General features: G+C 61.9%; 10 protein-coding genes and 2 pseudogenes. 10 read left to right on the top strand and 2 right to left on the bottom strand.

Features of this window, described 5'->3' with window-relative positions; all coding sequences use genetic code 11:
• Positions 1-53: 53 nt before the first annotated feature.
• Complete coding sequence (locus tag PHU01S_RS21465) at positions 54-1400, bottom strand: glutamate-1-semialdehyde 2,1-aminomutase (RefSeq protein ID WP_048745000.1); 1347 nt, start codon at positions 1398-1400, stop codon at positions 54-56.
• A 374-nt stretch (positions 1401-1774) separates the two neighbouring features.
• The gene (locus PHU01S_RS21460; protein ID WP_246029298.1) at positions 1775-2746 is read right to left on the bottom strand and encodes an LCP family protein; all 972 of its coding nucleotides are present in this window, start codon (positions 2744-2746) and stop codon (positions 1775-1777) included.
• Between the two features lie 427 nt (positions 2747-3173).
• Between PHU01S_RS21460 and PHU01S_RS21455 the strand changes: the two are divergent.
• The 10 genes and pseudogenes from PHU01S_RS21455 to PHU01S_RS21410 form a co-directional block, all read left to right on the top strand.
• A pseudogene (locus PHU01S_RS21455) lies at positions 3174-4214 on the top strand (ABC transporter ATP-binding protein); the annotation flags it as partial.
• Positions 4215-4491: 277 nt separating this feature from the next.
• Positions 4492-5286, top strand: a complete 795-nt coding sequence (locus tag PHU01S_RS21450) for an ABC transporter permease (RefSeq protein WP_048744997.1) — start codon at positions 4492-4494, stop codon at positions 5284-5286.
• Between the two features lie 3 nt (positions 5287-5289).
• Positions 5290-6090, top strand: a complete 801-nt coding sequence (locus tag PHU01S_RS21445) for an ABC transporter permease (RefSeq protein WP_021879683.1) — start codon at positions 5290-5292, stop codon at positions 6088-6090.
• Positions 6091-6180: 90 nt separating this feature from the next.
• Entirely contained in the window at positions 6181-6663 is a 483-nt protein-coding gene (gene bcp, locus PHU01S_RS21440) for a thioredoxin-dependent thiol peroxidase (protein WP_048744996.1), read from the top strand.
• Positions 6664-6820: 157 nt separating this feature from the next.
• Positions 6821-7771, top strand: coding sequence for a glycerophosphodiester phosphodiesterase (locus tag PHU01S_RS21435; protein ID WP_127509856.1), 951 nt, complete (start codon positions 6821-6823; stop codon positions 7769-7771).
• 107 nt (positions 7772-7878) lie between these two features.
• Complete coding sequence (locus PHU01S_RS21430) at positions 7879-9552, top strand: polysaccharide deacetylase family protein (protein ID WP_164763152.1); 1674 nt, start codon at positions 7879-7881, stop codon at positions 9550-9552.
• A gap of 148 nt (positions 9553-9700) precedes the next feature.
• Positions 9701-9952, top strand: coding sequence for a hypothetical protein (locus PHU01S_RS21425; RefSeq protein WP_218032487.1), 252 nt, complete (start codon positions 9701-9703; stop codon positions 9950-9952).
• Between the two features lie 3 nt (positions 9953-9955).
• Positions 9956-10309: a hypothetical protein gene (locus PHU01S_RS21420; protein WP_157053955.1), complete on the top strand. Its 354-nt coding sequence runs from the start codon at positions 9956-9958 to the stop codon at positions 10307-10309.
• A 133-nt stretch (positions 10310-10442) separates the two neighbouring features.
• Complete coding sequence (locus PHU01S_RS21415) at positions 10443-11471, top strand: AAA family ATPase (protein ID WP_127509850.1); 1029 nt, start codon at positions 10443-10445, stop codon at positions 11469-11471.
• Positions 11468-11816 (top strand): annotated as a pseudogene (locus PHU01S_RS21410) (hypothetical protein); the annotation flags it as partial. The gene PHU01S_RS21415 and the pseudogene PHU01S_RS21410, both read left to right, overlap by 4 nt.

Raw genomic sequence — 11816 nt, 5'->3', positions numbered from 1 at the left:
GTCAAAAAATGACTTCCGGAGACCGCTCTTTTTTGGCAGCTATGCTTGGACTTCTAGCTGGACATGGCTGCAAACGATTCTGCCGCCATCTCCAGAGTCCGGGCGATGTCGGCTTCCGCATGCGCCGTCGTCAGGAACCAGGCTTCGTACTTGGATGGCGCGAGGCAGATGCCGCGCTCCAGCATGAGGCGGAAGAAGCGGGCAAACTGCTCGCCGTCCGTATCCTGCGCCTGGTCGTAATTGGTGACCGGATGGTCGCAGAAGTGGGTGGAGAAAGCGCCGCGGATCCGGTTGACCGTCAGCGGAATGCCGTGGCGGGCCGCAAGATCGGCCAGTCCGTCCGCCAGTCCTGCGGCGAGGCGGTCCATGCGCTCATAGACGCCGGGCTCCTGCAGAACCTCCAGGCAGGCGATGCCGGAGGCGATGGAGGCCGGATTGCCGGCCATCGTGCCCGCCTGATAGGCGGGGCCGAGCGGAGCGACCTGCTCCATGATGATTTTGCGGCCGCCGTAGGCGCCGATCGGCAGCCCGCCGCCGATGATTTTGCCCAGCGCGGTCAGATCCGGCTCGATGGCGGCGTGATCCGGGAATGCGGCGAACGTCTGGGCGCTGCCGTAGTGGAAGCGGAACGCCGTAATGACCTCGTCATAGATAACGAGAGCTCCGGCTTCGCGCGTCAAGCGGCACAGCTCCTCAAGGAAGCCGGGCTCTGGCATGACCATGCCGAAGTTGCCTACGATCGGCTCCACCATGACGGCGGCCGTTTCGCCGCCCCAACGCTCCAAAGCCGCCTTCAGCGCCGGAATATCGTTGAACGGCACCGTGATGACTTCGCTGGCGATGCTCTGCGGAATGCCCGCGCTGTCCGGAATGCCGAGCGTGGACGGGCCGGAGCCGGCGGCAACGAGCACGAGATCGGAGTGGCCGTGGTAACAGCCGGCGAACTTGATGATCTTGTTGCGGCCGGTGTATGCCCGGGCGACGCGGATCGTCGTCATGACGGCCTCTGTGCCGGAATTGACGAAGCGGACCTTGTCCATGGACGGAATGGCGTCCTTCAGCATGCGCGCCAGCTTGATCTCAAGCTCCGTCGGCGTGCCGTAGAGCGTGCCGTTGGCCGCTGCCCGGCTGATCGCTTCCGTAAGATGCGGATGGGCGTGGCCCGTAATAATCGGACCGTATGCGCACAGATAATCGATATATTTATTGCCGTCGACATCCCAGAAATAAGGGCCTTCGGCACGCTTCATGAACACGGGAGCGCCGCCGCCGACCGCCTTGAAGGAGCGGCTCGGACTGTTGACGCCGCCGACGATATGCTGGAGAGCTTCGCCGTACAGCTCCTCGGAGCGCGCGCGGGAAGAGCCGGGGACGGCGAAGGGATCGGTTGAAAGGGACATGATAGGCCTCCTGGAAAGTAAGGGTTGGAATGGAGTGATAAGGGCGGCTCGGCAATTCGGAAATATCGGCCAGAGCCGCGAAAGAATGGCGGAAAGCGGGCTGCAGGCATTGGCCGGCAGGAAGCGCTCGGCTCCAGCCGGGGAGCCACCTGCCGCGCAGCCGTCAAGAAAGGAGGGCAAGACGCATCCTCGGGGGATGGTCCTGCCCTAATGGGTCCAGGCTTCAGTTCAGACGGTCGGTCGGAGATAGCCTGCTTGCAGGCAAAGGTTGATTGAGCCTTGCAGGAAAGGATGATTCAGCTTTGCAGGAAAGGTTGGTTCAGCCTTGCAGGTTAAAGGCAATCCAGGCCGGCTGCCAGCCGCAAACTTCGCGGCTACGGACTGCCTGTCCCGGCATTCGAAGCATTGTCCGCGCCGGCATTCGAAGCAGGATCCGGCTGGGAATCATCCTCCGTCAATACCTCCTGCACATAGTCGCGCAGCTTGGCTTCGTTGCGGACGGTGAGCACGGATGCGCCGCCGATCTTCTCGTCGGCCAGCAGATCGCTCGGCGGCAGCTGGGCGGTGCCCGCATTGAGGAGGCCGAAGCCGAGCTGGCCGAGCTTGAACATGTCGTCCGACGACAGATTCGTTTCGACATACGGGCTGACGCTGCGGATGATCGAGCTCAGCTTGGTGATGTTGCCGAGATCCTGCATCTTGACGGCGACCGCGCTGAGGAACTTGCGCTGGCGCTCGGTGCGGGTGAAGTCGCTCGTCGCATCGTGGCGGAATCGGACATATTGGAGCGCCTGGTCGCCGTTCAGATGCTGGTAGCCCTTCTGCAGGTCGATGTCGTAGCGGTTGCCGTCGGCGTTGTCGGTGTATTTCATCCTCTTCTCGACATCGATGTCGATGCCGCCGATGGCGTCGACAAGCGACTTGAAGCCTTCGAATTCCGTATAGATGTAATACTGGATCTCCAGCCCTGTCAGCTCGCTGATCATCTGCATCGACAGCTTGTAGCCGCCCTGCACGATCGCTTCGTTGGCGCGGCCCTTGCCGTGGCCGGGAATGCTGACGTACGTGTCGCGAAGCAGGGAGAAGAGATGGGCTTTCTTGGTGACGGGATCGATCGACAGCACCATCATGGAATCGGAGCGGGCCGGTTCATTCGGGCTCTTGTTTTCGCGTCCGTCCCCGCCCATGAACAGGATGTTCACGCGCTCCTTGCCTTCCCACTCGGGAGGCTGCTCCAGAGAGGCATTGTTCTCGAACTGGGTGAATTTGGACTTGTCCGGCGGCTTCTGGAGCTCATCCAGCGCTCTGACATTGTCGACAATATAATAGGCTATGGCAGCGGCCATAATAAGCAGGACGCTGAAGAGCACCCATAACCAAGTCCGGCGCTTTCGTTTTGGCGGCTTCGGCTTGGATGAGCCCTGCTGCCGACTTTTTCTGCTTTCCATTCGGCGGTGTAACTCCCTTCGCATGTTGAGGCTGAAATGGATTCTAACGGAACAAATCGGCAGAAAAGTCGGGATATTGAACCCCGAGGCGGCAATTGGAGCCTGTCCGACACGTTGGAGCAAGGCGGCCATGCAGCCGGCCGCCGGGTTATGGGCTCTGCTGGCCGATCCTGGGGAATGCTGTCCGGCTTGCTTCCCCTGGCTGTCGTAACATATCATAAAATTATAAATCCGGGGTCGGTTGGACGCAAGTTTTAACCGCGGGAGAGGAAATCACTCCCAATTTCCCGGGAAATGTCGAGTCGCCTTACGAGAGGAGCTACGCATGAGCAAGAAGCCGGCTATAGAGGTGCGGGATCTGCGCAAGGAATTCCGCGTGCAGAAAAACCGCGAGGGGCTGTCCGGGGCCCTCAAGGATCTATTCAAGCGCGAATACCGCGAGGTAGCCGCCGTGAAGGACATCTACTTCGAGATTCCCCAAGGGGAAATCTGCGGATATATCGGAGAGAACGGGGCTGGGAAATCGACCACGATCAAGATGCTGACCGGCATCCTCGTGCCGACATCCGGCCATTTGAGGGTCAACGGCTACGTGCCGCATAAGGACAGAGAGAAGTTTGTCGGAGGGATCGGCGTCGTGTTCGGCCAAAGATCCCAGCTATGGTGGGACATCGGCGTCGTCGAGTCGTTCCAGCTGCTGCGCAAGGTGTACCGGGTGCCGGAAGCGGACTACCGCAAGCGGCTGGATGAGCTGGTGGAGCGGCTGCAGCTGGGCGAGCTGCTGAACCGTCCCGTGCGCAAGCTGAGCCTCGGCCAGCGGATGCGCTGCGAGATCGTCGCCAGCCTGCTGCATAATCCGTCCATCCTGTTCTTGGACGAGCCTACGATCGGGCTTGATATCGTCGTCAAGACGGAAATCCGGGATTTCCTGAAAACGATGAATCGCGAACATGGCACGACCATTCTGCTTACGACCCATGATCTTCAGGATATCGAAGCGCTCTGTTCCAGAGTCATCATGCTGGACGACGGGCGCATTATTTATGACGGCGGCCTGGAAGAGCTGAAGAGCCGCTGGAGCCGCGGGCGCGAGATCGTGTTCCAGTTCGCTTCCCGGGTGCAGGCGGACCGTCTGAGGGCGCTGACCTCCGGCCTGGAAGGCGTGGAGTGGAGGCTGGACAACGATGTGACGGCCGCAATGTGGCTGCCGCATGAGGTCAACGTGTCCGAAGCGCTCGCCCGAGTCGTCGGCGACGCGGGCCTGGAAATCCGCGACATGAAGATCATCGAGACGAATACCGACGAGATCGTGCGCGAAATCTACCAGTCCGGCGATGCCCAGTCTCCGGGCAAGGCGAGGGCGGCGGAGCTTGCCGGAGAAACACCGGACGATTCCGGCCCGGATGACGAAGGACGCTCGATGCATGCGCCGGCCGCCGCGGATAGCGTGAATGCGGAAGCCTTGGGCGGAGGATCGCCGTCCATGCAACTGGAGGAGGCATCCGCCTCCGCGGCCGGACCTCCGCAGCCGGCGGGGCGGGACGCCCTGGATCCGGACGACCGGGACGGCGGGGAAGCCTTGGGCGATGCCGATGCCGGAACGCCTGTCCTCGCAGGGGCGAAAGGGAAGGGGCCGGTGAACCGTGGCTAGCGCCTATCTGGACCTGATCCGGATCCGCTTCCTGATGATGCTCGCTTACCGCGTTAACTATTACAGCGGCATCATTATTTATGCGATTAACATCGGGGCCTACTACTTCCTGTGGGGGGCCATCTACGGGGCGCAGGAAACGCTGGGCGGATTCACGGTCAGCCAAATGACCACCTACGTCGCCGTATCCTGGATGGCCCGAGCCTTTTATTTCAATAATCTGGACCGGGAGATCGGCAACGAAATCCGCGACGGCAGCGTGGCGATCCAGATGATCCGGCCCTACAACTACCTGGTCGTCAAGATGATGCAGGGGTTCGGGGAAGGCATCTTCCGCTTCCTGCTGTTCATGATTCCCGGCATGGCTCTGGCCTGCCTGCTGTTCCCGGTGAAGCTTCCGTCCGATCCCGGCATCTGGGCGGTGTATCTGGTCATGCTGTTCTTCAGCTTCCTGATCAACTCGCAGATCAACATCCTGACCGGCCTGGCGGCGTTCTTCGTCGAAAGCAGCGAAGGCATGATGCGGCTGAAGAGGGTGGCGGTCGATCTGTTCTCGGGCGTCATCGTCCCAATCAGCTTTTTTCCCGGCTGGCTGGAGGGAGCCATGAGATGGCTGCCTTTCCAGGCGATCACCTATCTGCCCAGCTCGGTGTTCACGGGCAGGACTCCCGCCGGCGAGATCGGCGGCGTCCTGGGCCTGCAGCTGCTCTGGTTTCTCATTCTGCTGCTGCCGATCGCGCTCGTATGGCGTTCCGCGCGAACCCGGCTGTTCGTACAGGGGGGCTGAGCGATGAAGCTGCGTTTCTATTTGTCGCTGCTGATGGACTACTTCAAAAACTACGCCAAAACAAAGCTGACGTACCGGGCCGACTTCTGGATCGAGGTGCTGTCGGATCTCAGCTTCCAGGCGGCCAACCTCATCTTCATCCTGGTCGTCTTCCAGCATACGCCGACGCTCGGCGGCTGGAGCGAGGCGGAAGTCATTTTCGTCTACGGGTTTTTCATGGTGCCGTTCGGCATCTTCGGAACGTTCTTCAATCTGTGGAATTTCAGCGACCGCTACATTACCAAGGGCGAGATGGACCGGGTGCTGACCCGCCCCGCCCACAACTGGTTCCAGGTGACGCTGGAGAATATGGATCCGCCTTCGCTCATCGGTTCCCTGGCGGGCATCGCCATCATGGTCTCCTGCTGGCTGAAGCTGGGCTTGCCCCTGGAGTGGTGGGACATTCCCGTCATGATTGTGCTTGTGCTCGGGGCGGTGCTCGTGTATGGAGGCATCTATACGGCCTTGACGGCCATCTCGTTCTACTCGGATGCGCCGACCGGCATTCTGCCGCTGATGTTCAATATCCAGAACTACGGACGCTATCCTGTCAATATCTACAATAAAGTCATCCGCTTTCTGCTCACCTGGCTCATCCCTTTCGCCTTCGTGGGCGTCATCCCGGCTTCGTATTTCCTCGGAGACCATGGAGACGGATTGTCGCAGCTCGCGCTGCTGACGCCGGTTGTCGGCATCGTCTTCATGACGATCGGCATGGCCGTATGGAACCACGGGGTCAAGAGATACCGGGGCGCAGGCTCGTAGCCTTGAGAGCCGCCTTGCATGAGGCGGCAGGCTGCCGCAGCGGAACGGATGTCACGCAAAGGGACGAGAGTCCGCCAAGGAGGAACCATCATGTCAGCCACGCTAGCGCCGGGACAGCCGGCGCCTGATTTCACGCTGCCCGCTGCGGGAGGAGAGCAGGAGACCGTCACCCTGAGCCAATACCGCGGACGAAAGGTCATTCTGTATTTCTATCCCAAGGATCTGACTTCGAGCTGCACGCAGGAGGCTTGCGATTTCCGCGACGCCTGGCCGGATTTTGACGGCCAGAGAGCCGTCATTCTCGGCATCAGTCCGGATCCCGTCAAGTCCCATCACCGATTCCGGGACAAGCACGGGCTCCCGTTCCCGCTGCTGTCGGATCCGGAGCATGCCGCCTGCGAAGCCTATGGCGTCTGGCAGCTCAAGAAGCTGTACGGCCGGGAATATATGGGCGTGGTCCGGTCGACCTTCCTCATCGACGAGGAAGGCCGTCTCGTCAAGGAATGGCGGGGCGTCAAGGTGAAGGGACACGCCGCCGACGTGCTGGCAAGCCTTGCGCCGGATCCCGGCTAAAGGGAATGAATTCCCGGAGCTTCGGCTCTTGAACATCTATAAGGCCGCGTTTGCGGGCAGATCTCGTCTGCCGCAAACGCGGCTTTTGTGCTGCAGTGGTAAATAACTCCTTTTTGGGACATAGTAGACATAAAGGGAACTCCAAGGGGGATAAGGCATGAGGAGCGGATGGAAGAGAATCGGGCCGGGTGCGGCAAAAATGGGGATCGGCCTCTGCGCGGCGCTGCTTCTCTTGCAAGCGCTGCCTGCGCGCGCAGACGCCCTCAAAGCGAAGGTGCCGGTCCGGACAGCTTCAGCCGAGGCCCCGGCCCGCCCGCTCATTCTCGCGCACAGGGGAGCTTCGGCTTATGCGCCGGAGAACACGCTGGCGGCTTTCGATCTGGCTGTCCGCCAGGGAGCCGATTATATCGAGCTGGATGTCCAGCTGTCCGCAGACGGAATCCCGTTTGTGCTGCACGACGAAAACCTGGAACGGACGACCGGCGGCAAGGGAAGGGCCTCGCTCCGCACGGCGGATGAGCTGATGCGGCTTGACGCCGGAGCCTGGTTCTCTCCCCGCTTCGCCGGACAGCGGATTCCGCTGCTCGAGGATGTGCTGCTGCGTTATTACAACCGCATCGGCCTGCTCATCGAGCTGAAGGATGCCGATCGGCAGCCGGGCCTCGTGCAGGCGGTGGCGGAACTCATGAGACGCTGCGGCATCAACGGCGAAATCCGGCTGCAGGATGCGGTGAACGGCCCGCCCTGGAAGAAAGAGCCTGTCATGATCCAGTCGTTCCACATTCCCGCGCTCAAGCAGGTCCATGCCTTGCTGCCGTCGATCCCGCTGGGCGTGCTGATCTCGGAAGACAAGGAGCTGACTCCTGCAGCGCTGCACGCCATGGCGGAATGGGCCGATTATGCCAATATCCGCAAGCAGCTCGCCAAGCCGCTCAAGGTGAAGATGATCCACGACAGCGGCCTGCATACGTTCATCTGGACGGTGGACAGCAAGCGGCAGGCGCTCAAGGCGGCGGCGGCGGGGGCGGACGGCATCCTCACGGACGACCCGGAGGCTTTGGGGTCGTTCTGGTCGCAGAGAAGGCCGAAGCCGGGCTTGAAGAAGTAGCGGCAGCGGGCGGGAAATGGATGGGACAAGCTTGTCATAGAGCCGGACCCTCTCACATAGAATCTAGCAAAGAGGATTCGTTTTTCATAGAAAGGGTGCATCCATTCATGGGAAAAAGTACGCTTCGATTGATGGCAGCCGCTGCGGCGCTGCTGACAGGATTGACGGGATTCGGCAGCGAGTGGACTTCTCTCGCTCCAGGCAGGGCGCTGACAGCGGAACCGCCTGCAGCGATGGCCGCGGCTTCAGTACCGTCCGCTTCGGATGGAGCAGCCGCTCAAGCGGGCCAGGCGCTTCCGCCGGGAGCGGCCTCCGCTGCTGCGGGACAAGCCGGGTCCGGCAATTCAGGCGGAGCGGCCGCAGGATGGAACAGCATCGCCTTGTCCGGCATGACGGAGAAGCAGCTGATCGCGGCATTGGAGCGGGCTTCCGGCGCCGGACAGGACGGGGGGACAGCAGACGCGGCTCAGGCAGGCCAGGGTGATTCCGGCACGGCGCCTGAAGCGGACAAGGAAGCTACGGCAGAGGCTGGCGGAACGGCCGGGACGAGCGCCGCGGCTTCTGCTGCAGGCACGGGCAAGAGCGCAGCTCCGGAGCGTCCCGCCAAGCCGACCGTTTACCTGACCTTTGACGACGGGCCGAGCATCTACACGCCTCAAGTGCTGGATATATTGAAGAAAAATGGAATCAAGGCGACCTTCTTCATGGTCGGCCGCCATGTCGAGGAGCGTCCGGATCTGGTGCGCAAGGTCAAGGCGGCCGGCCATTCCATCGGCAACCATTCCTACGATCATGTCTACTCCGAGATTTACGGCAGCTTCGCCGGTTATGCGGAGCAGACGGTGCGGACGGAGAAAGCGCTGCTGGAAGCGGGAGTGGCGACGGATCTGGTGCGGGCTCCAGGGGGCACGTACAGCAACTTCGACTCGGGTTATTTCGAGGCGATGAAAAATGCGGGCTACAAGATGGTGGACTGGAATGTGGACAGCGGCGACTCCAAGCGAGCCGGAGTGCCGGCCAAGGAAATCGTCGCCGGCGCGACTTCGGCGCCGCTGAAGCATGAGATGACGATCCTGCTGCATGACGGCACCGGCCATGCCGAGTCGGTCAAGGCTCTTCCGGCCATTATCGCTTACTACAAAGACAAGGGCTACAGCTTCGCTGCCGTCACTCCTTCCGCCGAAGTTCCTTTGTTCCCGCTGGCAAAGCAGCTCAAATGGCAGCGGCCCGCGCCGCTTCCAGGCGAAGCGGCCGCCTTCGCGGCGGAGAGCGGCAAGCTGAGGGCGAGCCAGTCCTGGCTGGCCGCAGACGACGGGGACAAAATCTCGGTGCCGGCGATAGCTCCTGTCGGCCGGACGCAGCCGCACAGCCTTCCTGCAAATTCTGCCGGCAGCGGTAAAACGGAAAAGGGAAAGGCGTACGGCACTCTCGATGCGGATCTTCTCCTTCATACTCCGCTCGGAGATCTGAAGCTTGCTTACGGCGACTATTCGCTGCATGGAGACAAGCTGTCCGTACCGGTCCGCCGCGTCGTCGAAGGGCTCGGAGGCTCGGTGCAATGGGATTCCGCGTCAGGAACCGCCGCCATCACCGCCGGCAGCGGCGCAAGCGGCAGCCTGCAGCGGGAGCTCGTGTTCCAGCAGCCGGCCGGCACGCTGCGGGCGCCGCTGACCGACCTGCTGGAGCTGCTCGGACAGCGTGCCGTGCAGATGAGCAGCTCGGCCGGGCTTGTCGAGGTGTGGACGGACGTGGCTCTGGATTCCGGCAAGGCGGCCGCTTAAAGGATAGTGAAGAAGCCGGGCTGATAGCGGCGGCTTATAGCAGAGGCCGCAGCAGAGGGGAAAGCAAAGGTTGATTGCAAAGATGGATTGCAAAGGCTGATTGCAAAGATGACAGAGAGGGAAAGCAGATGCTGATTGCAAAGACGGATTGCAGATGCCGATAGAGGCTGATAAAAGAGGGGACATCAAGAGGCCGGAAGCAGAGGCCATGTGCAAAAGCAAATTGCAAATGCCATCGCAAAAACGATCGCAAAGCCATCGCAAAAACGATCGCCAATGCCATCGCAAAAACGATCGCAAAGCCATCATTAAAATCTCAAAAGCAAAGGCCAACCGGATTTCCGGTCGGCCTATTTGCCGTATTCCTTTCTTTTTCAAATCCGGCTGTGCATTGGGATGAAAAGTGCTTGAAAACGGATTGATGGAGAAGGCTCGTTCCATCCCCGATTGCAGCCGGGACCCTTCCGGGCCTTGCTCGGAGGCGGAAGGCAGCCATACGACGGCAAGCGGAAAAGCATCCCATGCGGAAGGGAGCGGCACGACCGCTGCCGGCAAGGCGGCCCATTCCTCGGGCTGCGGCACCCAGTCCATTGCGGACATCGCTCACGCGGAAACGGTCGGGAACGTGGCGAGCGGCTCGGCGACCCATGCCGAAAAAAGGCCAAGACCGGCGGCGGTCCCGGCTTTTTTTTGCATTTCGTTAGAACTCCAGCAACCGATAGAGCTCGGCGTCGGCCAGCCCGGTTCTGCAAGCTGAAGCTGAGAGGAAGAAAGAGGAGGGATCCGTTCTATTCCGCGATCCTGGGCTTCGGGGTCTATTTCTTCCTTGCGGTGGAGAGACTGATAGCATGAAAGATTCATAGAATCCGGAAAAAGCAGGAGGAATCGAAATGCTGAACAGGGAACCGCAGCCGCAGGAGACGCCCGGTCATCGTCCGAACGGGACGGAGGAGTGGCCGGAGCCGAAGCAGGCGCTCATCGCGCGCTTGGAGGCTCGCGCCGAGAGCGTGCTGCTGGGCAAAAGGGAGACGATCGGACTCGCTGCCGCGGCGATGCTGGCGGGCGGCCATATTTTGCTGGAGGATGTGCCGGGAGTCGGCAAGACGCTGCTGGCCCGCGCGCTCGCGCGGCTGACGGGAGGACGCTTCCAGCGCATCCAGTTCACTTCGGACCTGCTGCCGGCCGATGTGACGGGAGGCTCGGTATGGGACGGCAGAGCGGGCGAGTTCATCTATCGCGAAGGTCCGATCATGGCCAATATCGTCCTGGCCGACGAGATCAACCGCACATCGCCTCGAACGCAGTCGGCGCTGCTGGAGGCGATGGAGGAGAGATGCGTCACTGTGGACGGGACAACCCGGCGGCTGCCGGAGCCTTGGCTGCTGATCGCCACCCAGAATCCGCTTGACGACGAAGGAACGCATCCGCTGCCGGAGGCGCAGATGGACCGCTTCATGATGAGGCTGTCGATCGGCTATCCGGATAGCCGGGACGAGGTGCGGATGCTGGAAATGATGGCGGCGGGCGAGCAGCGCCAGCCGGAGCTGCTGCGGCCGGTCGTCTCCGCGCGGCAGTGGCAAGCCATGGCGGAGGAGAGCCGGACGGTGCATTGCAGCCCGGAATTGCTCGCTTATATCGTACGCGTCGTCCAGGCAACGCGCATGGCCCCGGAGCTTACGCTCGGCGCGAGCCCGAGGGCGTCGCGGGATTGGCTGCGGGCGGGCCAGGCAATGGCTTACGCGGCAGGCCGGGATTACGTGCTGCCGGATGATCTTAAGGCCGTCGCGGCTGCGGTGCTCGCCCACAGGCTGTGCGCCCGGGACGGATACGGACAGCCGGACCCGGCAGCAGCGGCAGGCGCGCTGTTCCGCATTCTGGGCTCCGTGCCGGTTCCCGGTTCCCGGGGGGCGAAGCCGTGAGCGCGGCCGGGAGCGGTGCGGGAGGGCGGGGACCGCATGCGGCCGGGCTTCCGCCGGCAGGCGGAATGGGGAGCGGAAAGATGCATGCAGCCGGAAGCCCGACGATGAACGGAGCCGGTTATTCGGCTGCGATGGGAATTGCGGCGCAAGGCGGCACGGCGGTGCCGGGAGCGGGAAGCATGCCGTCTCAAGGAATTTTAGATGCTGGAGGTGGGGGCATGGCCGCATCCGGCTCTGGGGGCATCTTGCAGGTAGGCGGAGGCGCGGCGGCATTTGGCTCGGGAAGCCAAATGCAGGGCAGCACCGCCAAAGCGCAGCTTGGAGCGGGGAGCCGTGTGCAGGGGA

It is taken from the genome of Paenibacillus humicus NBRC 102415 (assembly GCF_004000905.1).
GTDB lineage: Bacteria > Bacillota > Bacilli > Paenibacillales > Paenibacillaceae > Paenibacillus_O > Paenibacillus_O humicus.
The sequence above is the reverse complement of the archived record's forward strand: the minus strand, read 5'-3'. Positions and strand labels throughout refer to the sequence as shown.